Below are 17,104 nucleotides of genomic sequence, written 5' to 3'. Positions count from 1 at the left end.
CTCTCCTTAAGTCTTTATCAGGGTTGCCAGACTGTAACCGGGTTCGGTTAATCCGATTCCAACAAATATGGTTAATAGTGTCCTAAAGTTGTCCCGAAGTGGTCCACTCACAGGACTTTGCGGCGATAAAGTGACGCGCCCCACTCTACTCGAGAAGCGGCGACCAGGCCGGATCCGAGGCGAAGCCCGGGGTCGGGATCTTCTGCTCGTTGTAGCCCGTCAGATCGATCGAATAGAGCTGCGGACCACTGGACCCCTGCGGTTCGCGGAAGAACATGATGACGCGGCCGTTCGGCGCCCAGGTCGGGCCTTCATTGTGGAAACCCGAGGTCAGAAGGCGCTCGCCCGAGCCATCCGTCTTCATCACGCCGATCGAGAAGGTCTGACCGGACTGTTTGGTGAAGGCAATCAGATCGCCGCGGGGCGACCAGACCGGCGTCGAATAGGAGCCGTCGCCGAAGGAGATGCGGTGCTGGTTGGAGCCATCAGCATTCATCACGTAGATCTGCTGCTTGCCGCCGCGGTCGCTTTCGAAGGCAATCTGCGTGCCGTCGGGCGAATAGGACGGCGAGGTGTCGATTGCCGCCGTCGACGTCAGGCGGGTCGTCGTGCGCGAGCGCAGGTCCATCGTATAGATGTTGGCGTTGCCTTCCTGCTGCAAGCTCATGATCACCCGCTGGCCATCCGGCGAGAAACGCGGCGAGAAGGTCATGCCGGGGAAGTTGCCGACGAGCTCACGCTGGCCCGTCTGAAGCTGCAGCAGGTAGACGCGCGGCTGCTGGTTGGCAAAGGACATGTAGGTGACCTCCTGCCGGTTCGGCGAGAAGCGCGGCGTCAGCACGAGATCGCTGCCATCCGTCAGCATGCGCGCGTTGAAGCCATCCTGGTCCATGATGCCAAGCTGCGTCTTGCGGGCCGTCTTCGGCCCGCTTTCGGCGACGAAGACGACGCGCGTATCGAAATAGCCCTTTTCACCGGTGATCTTCTCATAGATCGCGTCGGCGATGATGTGGGCGACGCGGCGCCAGTTGTCCGGCTGCGCATAGAACTGCTGGCCGACCATCTGCTGGTTCCCATAGGTGTCCCACAGCCGGAACTCGGCGCGAAGGCGGCCGCCCTCCTGCGTCACCCGACCGGTCACCAGCGCCTGTGCGTTGATCGCCGTCCAGTCCTGGAAGCGCGGCGTCGAATCGGGATTGCTGATTTTCTCGATAAATGCCTGCTTGTTGACCGGCGCGAACAGGCCGGACCGCTGCAGATCGGCAGCTATGACGCCCGAAACCTGGGCACCCAGGCCATCATTCGACAGAAGGTCGGTGATGGCGATCGGCATGGGCTGGACATTGCCCTTGTTGATATTGAGTTCAACCACAGCATAGGCCGGAGTGGCGAGGGCTGCCGTCAGGCCTGCCAGCACTAGCAGGAGACGAACGAGGGATTTTCTGATCATATGTGCCAAGCCTTTCAGCATTAAAGCGCCATGTCGCCCGGTGTGAAGTTTAGGATGACTTCGACCGAGCTAGTTTCATTGTCGAATTGAGTCTGCGGCAGGGTCTTGAAAGGTGCCGCCTTCACGACGGCGCGCGTAGCGCTTGTCGCAACAGCAATCTGTGTCTCTTTAGGGCCGCCCCTTGTCGTGACTTCTGGCTCTCCCACGATCTGCCCGCCACGGTCGAGCCTGAGGCGGATTTGAACATGGACGTTCTTCATGCCAGACAGACCCGGCATCGGGTTCCAGTTCTCCGCGACCTTCTCGCGAATGCTTTCCTCGGCCGCACGTTCAAGCTGATGTACGTCAGCGGCCTTCGTGGGCTGGGCAGACACGGAACCTGCCAGCATCGTCCGCAGGGCCGCAAGCACGGGCAGGCCGAAACGGAGACAGTGGTTCGTTGAAAGCTGCACTGCCCGCATCACAGCCCCAAGTCGCTTGCATCGAAGTTCAACACCAGTTCGTTCCAACCATCGGCGCCGCCATATTTATCGGGCGGCAACAGTTTCCCGGCGTCTACTTCTTTCTGAAAATCGGCCTGGCTTCGTCGCACGGCACGCTCTGCAGCCCCTCTCAAAGCTTCCTGTGTGGGAGCCGGCCCGCCGATGGCGACCGCTTCCGGTTCACCGATAATCTGGCCCGACTTGTCGAGGCGAATACGAACTTTGATCTTCACATCGCTCGCCCCCTCCAGGCCAGGAAGGACATTCCAGTTCTTGGCAATCAGGTCCCGCAGACCGTCCTTTTGGCTCTGACTAAGCTTGCCGCCGCCGAGCGACCTGCTGCCCCCAAGCGACGCGACCTGCGTCTGCGCGCCGGCGGATGCCGACTGGCTGGACCGCTTGGCGCCGCCGGCCGAAGAGGTTTTGTTCAACATCGCAGCGATTTCACCCTCGTTGAAATCACCGTCGTTGTTGGAACCTTTCGCGGTCTTGCGACTCTTGTCGCTGTCGCCCTGCCCGTTATCGGACGATGTGGTCTTGCTCGTGCTCTGGGTGGTCGTCTTGTCCGTAGGCTTAACCGGCGGCTTTGCGTCCGCCACCTGTTGAGGCTTCGTCGTGGGCTTCTGCTCCGGTTTCGGGTCGGGCTTCGCCTCAACAACCTTCGGCGGCTGCTGAGGTTGCGGCTTCACGTCGGGAACGGGAACTTTGTCCGCTGGTGGCTGTGCAGCCTGCTCGGTCGGGTTTTCCGTCACCGGCTTCGGATCAGCTTTTTGCGCAGTCGGCGTCGGCGGTGTTGGGGTCGGCGTAGGCGTGACCTCGCTCTTCTGCGGGGTCGGCTCCGTCTTTTGCGGGGTGGGGGGTGTAGGCGTCGGGGTGGGCGTCACATCCGGCTTTTGCTGCGGAATGGCAGCCACCTCCTTCGGAGCGGCCTCCGTATCCTGCTGCTCGATCGTCTTGACGTCGTTCGGCCGCGGATCGTTCTGCGGCACCGGCACGGCGGATTTCTTAGGCGCAGCCGTAGCGTTCTCATCTTGCGGACGCTGCGTCGGCACGGCGGGGTTCTTCAGATCGACATTGTTGTCGCCGACATTCTGGGCATTTGCGACTTGCGTCTGCTTCGTCGTCTGCTTGTGCGCGGCATGATCGGTCACGGGCGCACTCTTTTCGCCCTGCTGAAGCTGCTCAGCAGGGACGATATCCACATCCATGGCCGTGCTTTCAGGCGTCTCCAGCGGCGCAGGCGCACTCAGTGTCAACATGGCACCGATCAGCACCAGGATGTGAATGACCGCAGATGTCGCGATGCTCCGCTTCATAATCGAACCGTCAGTGATCCGTTATCTGCTGGGTAACCAGGCCGATGTTCTTGTAGCCGGCCTCCTGAATGCGCGACATGACGTCGGCGATCACGCCATAGGGCGCCTTGCCGTCGCCACGCACGAAAATGCGTTCGCTGTAACCGGTCGTGGCGATCGCCTGCAGCTTGGCGGCAATATCGGCCGCTTCGATCTGCGTTTCCTGCAGGAAAACCTGGCCGTCCTGCTTGATGGAAATGGTGATCGGCTGCGTCTGGGCGTTCAGCGCACCTGCCTGGGTCTGCGGCAGGTCGATCGGTACTCCCGAGGTCATCATCGGTGCCGCCACCATGAAGATGATCAGCAGCACGAGCATGACGTCAACCAGCGGCGTTACGTTGATGTCGGCGATCGGGCCGCCCCGGCGGCCACCGCGGCGGCCGCCCCGGCGGGCACCGCCACCACTATTGCCTCCAACAGACATTGCCATGTGCGTTACTCCGGTTCCGTCTGCGCTTTACTGGGCAGCCTGACGCGGCTGCAGCTTTTCGTCGATCTGACGCGACAGGATGGCGGAGAATTCGTCCGCAAATCCTTCCATGCGCGCCGACAGCTTGCCGGCATCGGCCGAGAACTTGTTGTAGGCGATAACCGCCGGGATAGCGGCGACGAGGCCGATCGCGGTTGCGAGCAGTGCCTCCGCGATACCAGGCGCTACGACTGCCAGATTGGTCGACTTCGAGCCGGCGATGGCCTGGAACGAGGTCATGATACCGACGACGGTGCCGAACAGACCGATGAACGGGCCGGCCGAACCGATGGTCGCGAGCGAGCCGAGACGAGCGACCAGATGTTCCGACTCACGCGCGAGCGTGACGTCCATGGCGCGGTCGATACGCATCTGCAGGCCGATCGGCGAGCGTGCGCCGCGCTCAAACGATTTCTTCCATTCGCGCATCGCGGCGACGAAGATGGCGCTGAGACCCGTATTGGTCCGTTCCGAGAGCGTGCGATAAAGTTCCTCGAGCGACTGGCCAGACCAGAAGACCTGCTCGAAGTGATCGAACTGCCGGCGAGCGCGGGCATAGCTCAGATACTTGTCGATGACGATCGCCCAGGTCCAGACGGATGCTGCGAGCAGACCGAGCATGACGACCTTAACCACGAGGCCTGCCTGCATGAAGAGCGACCAGAGTGTGATGTCCGGTGTGGCGACCGCTGCCAGTGCTGTTGTTGTCGTATCCATTGATCCAAAATCCCCGAATCCAAACGCCCGGCGCTAGACCGGGCGGCACAAAGTGATCTCACAAGATTTGTTTGGCAGCCGCCGCTGAACGCCCTGGTCAAGCTTTTCCAAGCTCTACAACTGCCTTCTTGCCGTCAAATTTGGTCAAAGGAAGGCGTGCACCGCACAAACTCCGACGACGGCAGTAAGACACTATTATGGTTAAAAGAATGTTAGTGCCAGAGCATAAGAGATTTGACAGTGAGGAAACCTATTCTGTCTCCCGGGAAGAATTGGCCGGACAAAACCGGCGGCGGGCACAAAACGAATCTTGCGCGTAAATTCCTTCTCACAAAACTCAAGTTTTAGCAAGCAGGCTTTTGTGCGGGCGAAACATCGTCTCCCAGGACCGCAAGCAATCACGAACGCGAGATGGGATATCTTACCTTCAGGCCGAGCCACAGCAGCGGATAAGACGCCGCAAATTCGCAGAACTAGGGCGCTGTCGACGCCACCAACATCTGGGCTGCCAATTTCTCCGGCAACCGCCGCGGTTTTCCCTTGGCATTGATCACGGCAATGATGACCTTGGCCGCGATCAGCAGCGTGTCGTCGCGCCTGATTTCCTGGGAAAGCACCATCTTGGCGCCGCCGGCCTTCTCGGTCGTCGTACGAATCGTCAGCACGTCGTCCATCCGCGCCGGTCCCTTGAAATCGATCTCCATGCGGTGAACGACAAAGACCAGCCCTTCCTCGTCGGCATTCAGCAGTTCGCGCTGTTCCACACCGAGGCAACGCAGATAGTCCGTACGACCGCGTTCGAGGAAGTGGAGGTAGCGCGCATGATAGACGAGGCCGGAAAAATCCGTATCCTCGTAATAGACTCGCTGCACCAGCCGGTGGCCACCGGCTTCCAGTTCCCCGGCAATCAGAAAGGGACTGTTCATCTTCGCCGCATCTCCAAAAAATCTGGGGACCTCTTTGGCCGAAGTTCCGCCATCAAGCAAGCTTTTGAACAATTGTCATAAATACTGACTATCCGGAATGGTGCCGGATAGCGATCGACGCAGAAGGATTTGATTTCATGAAAATAGCGGTTATGGGCGGCGACGGTTTCATTGGTTGGCCAACCTCGCTGCATCTCTCCGATGCCGGTCATGAGGTCCATATCCTCGACAATCTCTCACGCCGATGGATCGACACCGAACTCGGCGTGCAATCGCTGACACCGATGGATTCGATCCAGGAACGCACGCGCATCTGGCACGCCGAAACCGGTCGCCGCATCCATTTCAACCTCATCGATCTCGCAAAAGACTATGAGCTTCTGAAGAAGTGGCTCGCCGAGCATCGCCCGGACGCCATCGTACACTTCGCCGAACAGCGCGCCGCCCCCTATTCGATGAAGAGCGACCGTCACAAGAACTACACGGTCAACAACAACGTCAGCGCCACGCATAATCTCCTGAACGCGCTGGTTGAGCTCAATCTCGATGCTCATCTCGTGCATCTCGGCACCATGGGTGTCTATGGCTATTCGACCGTCGGCGCGGCCATTCCGGAAGGCTATCTGGCTGTCGGCATCGAGACCGCCGACGGGCAAACCGTCAGCCAGGATATCCTCTATCCGGCCAATCCGGGCTCGATCTACCATATGACCAAGTGCCTGGATCAGCTTCTCTTCCAGTTCTACGCCAAGAACGACGGCCTCAGGATCACCGACCTGCACCAGGGCATCGTCTGGGGCACGCATACCGAACAGACCCGCCGTCACGAACAATTGATCAACCGTTTCGACTATGACGGCGATTACGGCACCGTGCTCAACCGCTTCCTCATCCAGGCGGCGATCGGCTATCCCCTGACCGTGCACGGCACCGGCGGCCAGACCCGCGCCTTCATTCACATCCAGGATTCGGTGCGCTGCATCGAGTTGGCCTTGAAGAACCCTCCGCCGCGCAATGCTCGTGTCGAGATCTTCAACCAGATGACCGAGACGCATCGTATCCGCGATCTTGCCGAGATGATCGCCAAGTTGAGTGGTGCGGAAATCGTTCGGCTGCCCAACCCGCGCAAGGAAGCGCCGGAAAACGACCTGATCGTCAAGAACGACAAGTTCCTCAATCTCGGCCTGGAGCCGATCACGCTCCAAGCGGGTCTCCTGAGCGAAATCGTCGATGTCGCCAAGAAATATGCCTACCGCGTCGACCGCTCGCGCGTCCCGGCCATTTCCGCTTGGACCAAGGATCTCGCAGCGACGGTGAATCATGATCCGGAAGGCAAGCGATTGAAGTCGGTCTCATGATGTTCGGAAGCGAAATTCTGCAGGGGGTGCGACCGCGCTCCAGCCCGCGGGCGCGGCAAGCCTTTGTCACGCTGGTCACCAACGCCGACTACGCCATGGGCGCGGTGGCGTTGGCGCGTTCGATTTCGCGCAGCGGCACCAAGGCGGATACGGTCGTGCTGCATACCGCAGGCGTTGACGAAAGCGATCTTGTACCGCTGGAAGCGCTCGGTTGCCGGCTGGTGGCCGTGGAGCATCTGACCCTTTCCGATGAATTCAACGAGCGGCATGCGCGCGGCAATCTCCACGCCAACGCTCCCTTCACCAAAGGCCGCAAGCCGTCCTTTCACTCGCCGCTCGACAATTTCTGCAAGCTCAGGCTCTGGCAGCTCATCGACTACGAAACCTGCGTGTTCATCGATGCCGATGCCCTGGTGCTGAGGAATGTCGACAAGCTATTCGACTATCCGGAATTTTCCGCCGCACCCAACGTCTACGAAAGTCTGGCGGATTTTCATCGAATGAATTCGGGTGTCTTCGTTGCCCACCCGTCACTTGCGACCTTCAAGGACATGTTGAAGCGGCTAGATCGTCCGGGCGTTTTCTGGCGGCGCACCGACCAGACCTTTCTCGAGACATTCTTCCCGGATTGGCACGGCCTGCCCGTCTATATGAATATGCTGCAATATGTATGGTTCACGATGCCCGAGCTTTGGGACTGGAACAGCATTTCGATCCTGCATTACCAATACGAAAAGCCTTGGGAGAAGAATCATCCCAAGGCCAGCGAACTGAAACCGCTGATCGATCTGTGGCACCGTTTCCACGATGGGCGTGACGTGCCTGAGATTGCCGCGTTCGCCAATCCGAAAGTGGCAGCATGAAAGTCCTGGTATCGGGCGGTACGGGTCTCGTCGGCCGCTATATCGTCGAGGAACTGCTGTCTGCCGGATATCAAGTTGCCGTCGGCGGTCGCAACGCACCGCTGCCCGGCCTCTTCTCGCAACCTATCACTTTCGTGCCATGTCGCCTCGACCCCTCCGAAGACCAGAGCGACGCCTTCGACGACGCCTATTTCTTCGTGCACGCGGCTTTCGCGCATATCCCCGGAAAATATCGCGGCGGCGAAGGCGATGATCCTCAGAGCTTTCGCCGGCTCAATGTGGATGGCACCGTAAAGCTGTTCGAGACTGCGAAACGTGCCGGCATCCGCCGCTGCATCTTTCTCTCGTCGCGCGCCGTCTATGGCGACCGGCTGGCCGGCGAGACGCTGACGGAAAAGACGACGCCGACGCCGAATACGCTCTATGGCGAGGTGAAGCGCGATGCCGAACACGCCCTCTTCTCCCTTTCCGCGCCCGGTTTCGCAACGGCGAGCCTACGAGCTACTGGCGTCTACGGCGATCTCTGTCCGAACAAATGGGAAGAAGTTTTCGCGGATTACCTTGCCGGCAAGCCGGTTCTCGCGCGCGCCGGAACCGAGGTCCATGGCCGCGACGTCGGCCGCGCCGTCCGGCTGATTCTGGAGACCGAGACAAGCCGCATCAGCGGCGAGGCGTTCAATCTCTCCGATGTGCTCACCGACACCCATGATATCCTTGAGCACCTGCAGCGGGTAACCGGCTGCCCACATCCCCTGCCCTCACCCGTCCCGCAAGGCATGGTCAGCGCGATGGATACGTCGAAAATTCGTGCTCTCGGTTGGCACGGCGGCGGCGCGGTGTTGTTGGAAGAGACTATCGTGAGATTGGCGAAAACGATGCCGAAGCCGCCTGCAGCCTTCAGCGCATCAGCATCGTCTCGTCCCAACTGAGCGCCGCCAATTCCTCGCCTCGGAACCGGGCATCGTCGGCAACGATGAATTCGTCCAGCTGCGGCGGCGCAACGCTGCTGCCGGAGAGCATGGCATGCACCTGCCCCCGATGATGGGTCTGGTGCTGGAAAAGATGGCTTAACACATCCTCCGCCCGTTCCCTCTGGATGCGATTGCCGCGGTGAAGATCGATCACCCGCACCAGGGCCTCAGGATTCAAGTTTTCACATAGGGTTACGAGCCGTCGATCGACTTTGTTTTGCTCCACCGACAATGCATCCAGCGCGTCGAACGGCTCCTCGATGTCGAAAGCCTTGAGACCGAGCGCACCGCCTTCCAGCGCGTCGACGTAGAACCAGTCGACGGTCAGGATATGATTGAGCGTCGATTTGATCGACGGAAAGAAACACACGCGCCTAGCCTCGAACTCGCCGGGCTCTAATGCCGCACAGGCCCGATGCAATCGGGTATTCGCCAAGGCGTTATTGTAAGCGAGCTTGCGAAACACGCGGATTGGATCAAAAGCGGACATGTCGCATTCCCCTCCTCTAGGCTTTATCGAAATCGCCGTCCCGCCAAACCAGATGGCGCGCTGTAGCCGCAGGCTTTCGACCTTCGGCATCGCCTTACCCCAGATCGATTACCACGATTTCCGGCGGTACACCGACACGAACGGGAGCGACCGAACAGCCGAGGCCACCGGAGACTATGATATGACGATCCTCTTCAATGATATGGCCATACACATACCGGTCGCCATAGCGCGAGGGCAGATAGGGCGACCAGCCGAGGACTCTGATCTGCCCGCCATGCGTATGACCGGACAATGTTAGCGACACACGCGACGGCACGGTAGGAAAGATATCGGGCTCATGGGCAAGCAGGATGATTGGCGCATCGTCATTCACCTGCGCCAGTGTACCCTCGAGATCATCGAGGCCCTCCGCGAACTGACGCTTCCAACGGATGCTGCTGCGCAAAGCGAGCTGATCCTCGACGCCCGCCAGCCAAAAGCCGTGTCCATCCTTTTCCAGGCGAGACGATCGGTTCGAATAAACCGGAATTCCGACATCGGCCAATGCCTTATGACTGAATGTCGGACCGCGGCCGCTCTTTTGTGCAGCCGCATCGTGCCACCAGTCATGATTACCGATGATCGCGTGGACACCGAGCGGCGCCTTCAGGGCTGCAAGTTCCGCCGCCCACACTCGATGGTCGACAAGACCGGTCACGTAATCCGTTCCCGACGTGTAGTCGCCGAGCAGAACGATGATATCGCCACCAAGATCGTTGGCACGGGTGCAGATGGATGCGATCCGATCGGCCGTCATCCACGGCCTGCACGCATGAAAATCGGCAAGCGCGACGATCCTCAGCTTCAACCCCGGCGTCCAGCCCGGGGGTGTCAACCGGTAACGGGCTATCCTCAATCGCATGACCGGCTCGTACCCAAAGGCATAGCCGCCGAGTGCCATCAACCCGACGATGCTACTGCCGAAAAGCTTCAGCAAACCGCGACGGCCGATCACTCATCTTCCTCCTGGAACAGCCTGAACTGTGCTGCCTCCAGGTCCTTCGGCGGCTGCATTCCAAGATGCCTCCAGGCCGTGGCCGTCAGCACGCGGCCGCGCGGCGTGCGCTGGATGAAACCCTGCTGGATCATATAGGGCTCGATAATATCCTCGATCGCGTCGCGCGGTTCGGAGAGACCTGCAGCGATGGTTTCGATACCAACCGGGCCGCCGCCAAAATTGACGGCAATCATGTTGAGATAGCGCTTGTCGAGTTGATCGAAACCGACATTGTCCACCAGCAGCCGCGTCAATGCCTCGTCGGCGATCTCGCGGGTTACCGCTTCGGCCTTTGCGACCTCTGCAAAATCGCGCACTCGGCGCAGCAGGCGGCCGGCGATGCGCGGCGTGCCGCGGGCGCGCCTGGCAATCTCGCGTGCGCCCTCTTCGGTTATACCAAGCCCCATCAGCCGCGCGCCGCGCCGGACGATCAGCTCCAATTCCTCGACCGTATAGAAGCTCAGGCGAACCGGAATACCGAAACGGTCGCGCAGCGGCGTCGTCAACAGGCCGAGACGGGTGGTGGCGGCAACAAGCGTAAATTTGGCGAGGTCGATCTTCACCGAACGCGCCGCCGGGCCTTCGCCGATGATCAGATCGAGCTGAAAATCCTCCATGGCCGGATAGAGGATTTCTTCCACGGCCGGATTGAGGCGATGGATTTCGTCGATGAAGAGCACATCGCGCTCTTCAAGATTGGTGAGCAGCGCGGCGAGATCGCCGGCCTTGGCAATGACCGGGCCAGACGTCGAGCGGAAGTTGACGCCGAGCTCCTTCGCCATGATCTGTGCCAGCGTCGTCTTGCCAAGACCAGGCGGACCGACGAACAGCACGTGGTCGAGCGCCTCCCCTCGCCCCTTCGCGGCTTCGATAAACACTTTGAGATTGGCGCGTGCCTCCGCCTGGCCAGTGAACTCGTCCAGTGACTGCGGCCGAAGCGTCACATCCAGGTCTTCGCCCCGCTTTTCCGGCGATATCAGGCGTGCAGCCTCGCTCATGTCAGAAGTTCCATTCTCGGTATGCGTTTCGCGGTTTTTTCATTGAGGGTTACGGTATCGACGCCGCCATTACGAGCTGCAACATGGGCCACAACATGATCCGACAGGTCGAAATTCAACGGCGCATCTTCCGCTATTAGCTCATCAAAGCAAGGAAGAAAGACAGGGATCACCGCGCTAGCTCCTTCAAGCCCAGTCGGATCAGCTTGGCGCTATCAGCCCCATCTCCGGCCGATTTCATCGCAGCTGCAACCGCGTTTGCAGCCTGGTCGCGGGAATAGCCGAGATTTGTGAGCGCGGAAACGGCATCCGCGACCGGAGCGGAGGCGACGCCCTCGCCCAATTCCTGCTTTAGGCCGATATTGATCGCCTCGCCCGCAAAAGCCGGCGCCTTGTTCTTCAACTCGGTGACAATGCGCATCGCCACCTTCGGCCCGACGCCCGGCGCTCGCGACACCGCGCTGCGATCCTGTAGCGCGATCGCGTTGGCAAGCTCGGCCGGCGTTAATGTCGACAACAGCGCCAGCGCCACCTTCGCGCCGACACCCTGCACGGTCTGCAGAAGATTGAACCATTCCCGCTCAAGCACCGTCGTAAAGCCGAAAAGGCGGATCTGGTCCTCACGGACATAGGTTTCGATGAAGAGAATACAGGCTTCGCCGACGGAGCCGAGCTTCGACAGCGTGCGCGCCGAGCAATAGGCGACATAACAGACACCATGCACATCCACGAGCGCATAGTCCTCGCCGATCTCTTCGATAGTGCCTTTTAACTTGCCGATCATAGCTGATGTCCGTCAGGGATGGGTTTCGGGGGAGATGAGGTCAAGTGAAGGAAAGTAGGAGCGATAGCGAGATGCATCCCGTGTCAGCAATCTGTGCCTCCTCCATTCGGCATGGGCACCGATCAGAAAATCCGGAAGCGTCCTTTCCCGCTGACCACCGGCAAGCCGATACAGGCGGTGGGCTTTGCCGGCTCGAAACGCAGCCTCAAACGGTATGGCTTCGCGCTTCATGTCGAGCCAGGAAAGAGCGACCGTCAATTCTTCTTCGCCTAAGGGCGAAGCAGCGAGTTCCGACCAGACCACCGGGCTTATGACGAGATCGCCTTCGCCGATACATTGCTTCAGAGATTTTGCGGACCATTGCCGATGGGCCGAAGCCGGACCGAGGATATCGATGAAGATGTTGGTGTCAATGAGGGTCGACGTCGTCACGTGGACCTCTCAAAAACTCCATAAATTCGTCGGTTGTCATGCCGCCGAGGTCCATCGTGCCCCTGACGCGCTCCAGCCAGTCATCGAAATCGCGAATGGCCGGATCCGACGCCTCGGCGATCTTGACCAGCATCGCACCCCTGCCGGAGGCGATGAAATCGACCTCCGAACCGGGGCCGATGCCCAGCCTGTCGCGAATTTCCTTCGGGATGGTCACCTGACCTTTTTCCGTCACACGCATGGTAATACCTCTTCAGTAATACTTAGCGACGGAACCAGAACAAGTCAAGAACAAACTATCCCGCCAGCGCCGCCTGACGCATACGGCTGGCGCCTCGGTTATGGGCATGGCAAATGGCGATAGCGAGCGCGTCGGCGGCGTCGTTGCCTTTGAACTCCACCTTCGGCATCAGGATCTTCAGCATCATGTGGATCTGCTGCTTTTCGCCGTGACCCACCCCAATCACAGCCTTCTTGACAGCGTTTGGCGCATATTCGGCAACCTGCAGCCCGGCGCGCGCCGGAACCAGCATGGCAATGCCGCGCGCCTGGCCGAGTTTCAGTGTCGCGACCGCATCCTTGTTGACGAAAGTCTGTTCGACCGCCGCTTCGTCCGGCTGGTAGCTGTGGACGATATCGGCAAGCCCATCATGGAGCTGGCAGAGACGCGATGCGAGATCCATCTCACCGTCCGATGTCACCGTTCCCGAGGCGACGAAACGCAGGGAGTTGCCTGACGTTTCGATGATGCCCCAGCCGGTGCGGCGCAGGCCCGGATCGATGCCGATGATGCGAATCGTGTTTTGCATGGGTCAACCTATCTTTCGCGCCGCAGATGTGCCAGCAAAATGTGAACAAAACAAAAACAGGTCGCCCTTTGTGCCGTCGCGAAATCGCGATGAGGAATTTACCGGAACGGGTTTGGAATAGTGCATCCGCGCTCCTACATGGGGAGGATTGCTCCTCCCTCTTCACCACGCAGGTCTCTTGCCATGGTCCCTTTTTCCATCCTCGATCTTTCGCCCGTTGCCGAGGGCAGCACCGTCAGCCAATCCTTTGAAGGTTCCAAGCGCATGGCGCAGAAGGCGGAGGAGCTCGGCTATACGAGATTCTGGCTGGCGGAGCATCACGGCATGCCTGGCGTCGCCAGCGCTGCGACTGCGGTCGTGATCGGCCATGTCGGAGCGGCGACCTCGCGCATCCGCATCGGCTCGGGCGGCGTCATGCTGCCGAACCATTCGCCTCTGGTGATCGCCGAGCAGTTCGGCACGCTCGAGGCCCTGTTTCCCGGCCGCGTCGACCTCGGCCTCGGCCGTGCGCCCGGCACAGATATGCGCACCGCCCAGGCACTGCGCCGTAACCTTGATGCCGGCGCCCAGAGCTTTCCCAATGATATCGTCGAGCTGCAACACCTGTTTAGCCCGGCCGATGCGAACCAATCGATCCTTGCCGTGCCCGGCAACGGCGCCAAGGTGCCGATCTGGCTGCTCGGTTCAAGCCTCTACAGCGCCCATCTCGCCGCCATGCTCGGCCTGCCCTATGCTTTCGCCTCGCACTTCGCTCCGGAAGCTCTGCTCGATGCGATCGCCATCTATCGTGATCGGTTCACGGCGTCGGCAACGCTCGACAAGCCCTATGTCATGGTCGGCGTCATGGGCTCGATGGCGGATACGGACGAAGAAGCGCAATATCACTTCACCTCGGCACAGCAGCAATTCGTCAATCTGCGCCGCAATGTCCGCGGTCCCTTCCCGCGCCCCTTAAAGGACATGGACGATTTCTGGACGCCGATGGAAAAGCTGAACGTCGAACACACGCTGCGTTACGCGGTCGTCGGCTCGCCCGCGACCGCAGAGGCCAAGCTTTCGCAGTTCATCAAGGACACGGACGCCGACGAAGTGATCATTTCGATGCCAATCCACGACATCGTGGCGCGGCTGAGATCCGTGGAGCTATTTGCCCAATTGCCGTCGTTCAAGAAAGCGGCCTGATAACAGAAAACCCCATCCTCCCTTCGGCAAGCCTTGGGAAAATGGGGTTTATTTTTAGAGGAAAGAATCAGGCCGAAAGCTTGGCCAGGATCTCTTCCGAAACCTCGAAGTTCGAGTAGACGTTCTGCACGTCGTCGTCATCTTCCAGGCTGTCGATGAGCTTCATCAGCGACTGGGCCTTTTCTTCATCGACCGGCACATTGTTCTGGGCTCGCCAGATCGCCTTGACGGTCTCGGCTTCGCCAAGGGTTGCTTCCAGCGCCTTGGCGACTTCGTTCATCGCTTCGAAACCGCAGATGATGATATGGCCCTCTTCGTCGCTCTCGACATCGTCGGCGCCGGCTTCGATCGCAGCTTCCATCACCTTGTCGGCATCGCCAACCTCAGGCTTGTAGGTGATTTCGCCGACATGGTCGAAGGAGAAGGAGACGGAGCCGGTTTCGCCAAGCGCGCCGCCGGCCTTCGTGAAGATCGAACGCACGTTCGATGCGGTGCGGTTGCGGTTATCGGTCAGCGCCTCGACGATGATCGCCGTGCCGCCAGGACCGTAGCCTTCGTAGCGGACCGCATCGTAATTCTCGGTATCAGCGCCGGAAGCCTTCTTGATGGCGCGATCGATATTGTCCTTCGGCATCGACTGCGCCTTGGCGTTCTGAATCGCCAGACGCAGGCTCGCGTTCATGCTTGGGTCGGGCAGACCCACCTTGGCGGCAACGGTGATTTCGCGCGCCAACTTGGAGAACATTTTCGAACGCACCGAGTCCTGACGACCCTTGCGGTGCATGATGTTTTTAAACTGTGAATGGCCAGCCATGGCACCCCTGTTCACGTCTTTTGTTGGGAATGGGCCGCCTTATAAGAGCGAAGTGGCTTTCATTCAAGCAAAAAGCCCGTAAAGAGGCCTGCGGCGAGACGCCCGGCGGCAATTCCCTCAAGGGGGTGCCCGGGCGGAGGGAGAGGGCCGCCCGGGCATCGTACTGAACGGCTCAAAGCCCCTTCAGCACGTATATCAGCGGCTTCCGCGGCAGGGTTTTCAGCGAAACCGTAGTGCTCGCGGTCGGCGCATAGGCGACGTCGAAATCCGGGCCGAACATCGCCAGGAATTGCTGTATCGGCGGTCCCCAGCGGTGCATGGGCAGAATGAGCGATGAACGCAGCCGCTTCACCACCCGGCTCATGCTGTCCGCGCCCATGGTCAGGCCGCCATCGACCGGTACCATGACGACATCCAGCCGGCCGATCTCGGCATATTGCTTGTCGTTGAGCTCGAAATGCAGGTGACCAAGATGGCCGATGCAGAGGCCCGCCACCTCGAAGATGAAGATCGAATTGCCGTTGGCCTCGATGCCGCCACCCCAGGCGCGAATATCGGTTACGACATTGCGGATCAACGTATCGCCGACAGTCAAATGAATTTTCGCCGGCTCGCCGGGCGTATCGCTCCAGCCATGCAACACATATTTGATCGCCGGGTCCGGCGTCAGCGTATAGTGGCTCGGGTGCGCCTTATTCATCGTAACGACGGTCGGCGTATAAGGCGGTGGAAAGGCGCCGCTGAAATCAGTCGCGATCGACACGCCGGCGGGCGTCTCGATGAACAAGGTAGCATGACCGAGGAAGGTGATTTTCACGTCACCGCCGACGGGATCGTTGGCAAGTGTCGGGCCGGAACCGGAAAAGCTGGCGAACGTCGCCTTCGGAAGTGATTGGGCGATGGCCTGACATTGGCTCACCTGCGGTCGGGAAGGCATCTCCTGAGCATCTGCGACATCCCACCCTGCCAAGGCCAGCAGGAAGATCACAGCGAAGACGGGAAATCGCAGCATCATGCCATCCCTTCAGCTCCACAGAGGGCTAAAAGATGCGGCATGGCCTGAGGTACGTCCAGCGACAATCCGATCGGATTGCTCACAATCACGTCATCGCAGACGAGTGATTAACAGCTGGGCAAAATCTAGCGCCAGAATTCCGGAATGGTTTCGGCGAGCCGCGGTCCGATGCGGAGCGGGGCGATCTTTTCGGCAAGCCCCGTGGCATCCGATATCTCGACGCCGACGCCGCAGATGGTGGCCGGACCGGAGGCAGCCTCGAAACGGCCCTTCGGCATCTTCGAGATGAAACGGTTGAGCGGCTCTTCCTTGTCCATCCCGAGCGACGAATCGTAGTCGCCGCACATGCCGGCATCGGACATGTAGGCGGTGCCGCCGTTCAGGATCTGCGCGTCGGCGGTCGGCACATGCGTGTGCGTGCCGACGACGAAGCTGGCGCGGCCGTCGACGAAATGGCCGAAACACTGCTTTTCGCTGGTCGCCTCCGCGTGGAAATCGAAGACGATGGCGTCCGCCTGCTCCTTCAGCGGGCAGGCATCGAGGATGGCTTCCGCTGCTTTAAACGGATCGTCCAGCTCCGGATGCATGAAGACCCGGCCCATAATGTTGGCGACAAGCACGCGGGCGCCGTTACGGGCATAGTAGATGCTGGAACCGCGACCGGGGGTGCCGGCAGGATAATTGGCCGGGCGCAGGAACTGATCGTGGCGCTCGCAAAACACCACCGCTTCCTTCTGGTCCCAGACGTGATTGCCCGTCGTCACCACATCGGCGCCGGCATTGATCGTTTCCAGAAAAATATCCTCGGTAATGCCGAAGCCGCCGGCGGCGTTTTCACCGTTGACGATGACGAAATCGAGCTTCAGATCGGAAATGAGGCCCGGCAGGCGATCCCATACCGCAACCCGCCCGGTCTTACCGACCATGTCACCCAAGAAAAGCAGCCGCAT

At 60.0% G+C, this 17,104-nt stretch carries 21 protein-coding genes; 4 read left to right on the top strand and 17 right to left on the bottom strand.

The window, feature by feature from the left end; genetic code table 11:
• Positions 1 to 145 precede the first annotated feature (145 nt).
• The 6 genes from tolB to ybgC all read right to left on the bottom strand — a co-directional run bounded on the left by tolB (position 146) and on the right by ybgC (position 5,399).
• On the bottom strand, positions 146 to 1,450 hold the full coding sequence (tolB, locus tag PY649_RS20150) for a Tol-Pal system beta propeller repeat protein TolB (protein ID WP_285870408.1): 1,305 nt from the start codon (positions 1,448 to 1,450) through the stop codon (positions 146 to 148).
• Positions 1,451 to 1,470: 20 nt separating this feature from the next.
• On the bottom strand, positions 1,471 to 1,911 hold the full coding sequence (locus PY649_RS20145; RefSeq protein ID WP_285870407.1) for an energy transducer TonB: 441 nt from the start codon (positions 1,909 to 1,911) through the stop codon (positions 1,471 to 1,473).
• Complete coding sequence (locus PY649_RS20140; RefSeq protein ID WP_285870406.1) at positions 1,911 to 3,248, bottom strand: hypothetical protein; 1,338 nt, start codon at positions 3,246 to 3,248, stop codon at positions 1,911 to 1,913. Before PY649_RS20140 ends, PY649_RS20145 begins: the two co-directional genes overlap by 1 nt.
• A 10-nt stretch (positions 3,249 to 3,258) precedes the next feature.
• Positions 3,259 to 3,717, bottom strand: coding sequence for a protein TolR (gene tolR, locus PY649_RS20135; protein WP_285870405.1), 459 nt, complete (start codon positions 3,715 to 3,717; stop codon positions 3,259 to 3,261).
• 27 nt (positions 3,718 to 3,744) lie between these two features.
• Positions 3,745 to 4,473 (bottom strand): protein TolQ, encoded by a 729-nt coding sequence (gene tolQ, locus PY649_RS20130; RefSeq protein ID WP_120705292.1) that lies wholly within the window; start codon positions 4,471 to 4,473, stop codon positions 3,745 to 3,747.
• A gap of 473 nt (positions 4,474 to 4,946) precedes the next feature.
• Positions 4,947 to 5,399 carry a tol-pal system-associated acyl-CoA thioesterase gene (gene ybgC, locus PY649_RS20125; RefSeq protein WP_285870403.1) on the bottom strand — a complete coding sequence of 151 codons (453 nt, stop codon included), beginning with the start codon at positions 5,397 to 5,399 and terminating at the stop codon, positions 4,947 to 4,949.
• Positions 5,400 to 5,536: 137 nt separating this feature from the next.
• Here ybgC and PY649_RS20120 point away from each other — a divergent pair, with 137 nt between their 5' ends.
• From PY649_RS20120 to PY649_RS20110, 3 genes are read left to right on the top strand one after another with little or no spacing between them, the layout of a single operon-like run.
• Positions 5,537 to 6,757, top strand: coding sequence for an NAD-dependent epimerase/dehydratase family protein (locus PY649_RS20120; RefSeq protein WP_285870402.1), 1,221 nt, complete (start codon positions 5,537 to 5,539; stop codon positions 6,755 to 6,757).
• A complete protein-coding gene (locus PY649_RS20115; RefSeq protein ID WP_432761383.1) occupies positions 6,757 to 7,620 on the top strand; it encodes a glycosyltransferase in 864 nt (287 codons plus the stop codon). The genes PY649_RS20120 and PY649_RS20115 overlap by 1 nt, the downstream gene beginning before the upstream one ends.
• The gene (locus PY649_RS20110; protein WP_285870400.1) at positions 7,617 to 8,549 is read left to right on the top strand and encodes an NAD-dependent epimerase/dehydratase family protein; all 933 of its coding nucleotides are present in this window, start codon (positions 7,617 to 7,619) and stop codon (positions 8,547 to 8,549) included. The genes PY649_RS20115 and PY649_RS20110 overlap by 4 nt, the downstream gene beginning before the upstream one ends.
• On the opposite strand, the gene PY649_RS20105 is transcribed toward PY649_RS20110, so the two are convergent.
• The 8 genes from PY649_RS20105 to ruvC form a co-directional block, all read right to left on the bottom strand.
• The gene (locus tag PY649_RS20105) at positions 8,518 to 9,081 is read right to left on the bottom strand and encodes a DinB family protein (RefSeq protein ID WP_285870399.1); all 564 of its coding nucleotides are present in this window, start codon (positions 9,079 to 9,081) and stop codon (positions 8,518 to 8,520) included. The two genes, PY649_RS20110 and PY649_RS20105, sit on opposite strands and share 32 nt — an antisense overlap.
• Before the next feature lie 94 nt (positions 9,082 to 9,175).
• Positions 9,176 to 10,078: a metallophosphoesterase gene (locus tag PY649_RS20100; RefSeq protein ID WP_285870398.1), complete on the bottom strand. Its 903-nt coding sequence runs from the start codon at positions 10,076 to 10,078 to the stop codon at positions 9,176 to 9,178.
• Positions 10,075 to 11,118, bottom strand: coding sequence for a Holliday junction branch migration DNA helicase RuvB (ruvB, locus tag PY649_RS20095; protein WP_120705298.1), 1,044 nt, complete (start codon positions 11,116 to 11,118; stop codon positions 10,075 to 10,077). Before ruvB ends, PY649_RS20100 begins: the two co-directional genes overlap by 4 nt.
• Positions 11,115 to 11,291 carry a hypothetical protein gene (locus tag PY649_RS20090; RefSeq protein WP_285870397.1) on the bottom strand — a complete coding sequence of 59 codons (177 nt, stop codon included), beginning with the start codon at positions 11,289 to 11,291 and terminating at the stop codon, positions 11,115 to 11,117. Before PY649_RS20090 ends, ruvB begins: the two co-directional genes overlap by 4 nt.
• The gene (gene ruvA, locus PY649_RS20085) at positions 11,288 to 11,902 is read right to left on the bottom strand and encodes a Holliday junction branch migration protein RuvA (protein ID WP_285870396.1); all 615 of its coding nucleotides are present in this window, start codon (positions 11,900 to 11,902) and stop codon (positions 11,288 to 11,290) included. The genes PY649_RS20090 and ruvA overlap by 4 nt, the downstream gene beginning before the upstream one ends.
• Positions 11,903 to 11,914: 12 nt before the next feature.
• On the bottom strand, positions 11,915 to 12,334 hold the full coding sequence (locus PY649_RS20080; RefSeq protein WP_285870395.1) for a type II toxin-antitoxin system VapC family toxin: 420 nt from the start codon (positions 12,332 to 12,334) through the stop codon (positions 11,915 to 11,917).
• On the bottom strand, positions 12,312 to 12,575 hold the full coding sequence (locus PY649_RS20075; RefSeq protein WP_285870394.1) for an AbrB/MazE/SpoVT family DNA-binding domain-containing protein: 264 nt from the start codon (positions 12,573 to 12,575) through the stop codon (positions 12,312 to 12,314). Before PY649_RS20075 ends, PY649_RS20080 begins: the two co-directional genes overlap by 23 nt.
• A 55-nt stretch (positions 12,576 to 12,630) precedes the next feature.
• Entirely contained in the window at positions 12,631 to 13,143 is a 513-nt protein-coding gene (ruvC, locus tag PY649_RS20070; RefSeq protein WP_120705302.1) for a crossover junction endodeoxyribonuclease RuvC, read from the bottom strand.
• Between the two features lie 183 nt (positions 13,144 to 13,326).
• Between ruvC and PY649_RS20065 the strand changes: the two genes are divergently transcribed.
• On the top strand, positions 13,327 to 14,325 hold the full coding sequence (locus PY649_RS20065) for an LLM class flavin-dependent oxidoreductase (RefSeq protein ID WP_285870393.1): 999 nt from the start codon (positions 13,327 to 13,329) through the stop codon (positions 14,323 to 14,325).
• 67 nt (positions 14,326 to 14,392) lie between these two features.
• Here the strand turns inward: PY649_RS20065 and PY649_RS20060 are convergent, their stop codons facing one another.
• The 3 genes from PY649_RS20060 to PY649_RS20050 all read right to left on the bottom strand — a co-directional run bounded on the left by PY649_RS20060 (position 14,393) and on the right by PY649_RS20050 (position 17,104).
• Positions 14,393 to 15,139, bottom strand: a complete 747-nt coding sequence (locus PY649_RS20060; RefSeq protein ID WP_285870392.1) for a YebC/PmpR family DNA-binding transcriptional regulator — start codon at positions 15,137 to 15,139, stop codon at positions 14,393 to 14,395.
• Positions 15,140 to 15,311: 172 nt separating this feature from the next.
• Complete coding sequence (locus tag PY649_RS20055; protein ID WP_285870391.1) at positions 15,312 to 16,154, bottom strand: MBL fold metallo-hydrolase; 843 nt, start codon at positions 16,152 to 16,154, stop codon at positions 15,312 to 15,314.
• Positions 16,155 to 16,279: 125 nt separating this feature from the next.
• Positions 16,280 to 17,104, bottom strand: a complete 825-nt coding sequence (locus tag PY649_RS20050; RefSeq protein WP_285870390.1) for a TIGR00282 family metallophosphoesterase — start codon at positions 17,102 to 17,104, stop codon at positions 16,280 to 16,282.

Origin of the sequence: Rhizobium mayense (assembly GCF_030272705.1) — a bacterium.
In the GTDB taxonomy this organism is placed as follows: Bacteria; Pseudomonadota; Alphaproteobacteria; order Rhizobiales; family Rhizobiaceae; genus Rhizobium; species Rhizobium mayense.
The sequence above is the reverse complement of the archived record's forward strand: the minus strand, read 5'-3'. Positions and strand labels throughout refer to the sequence as shown.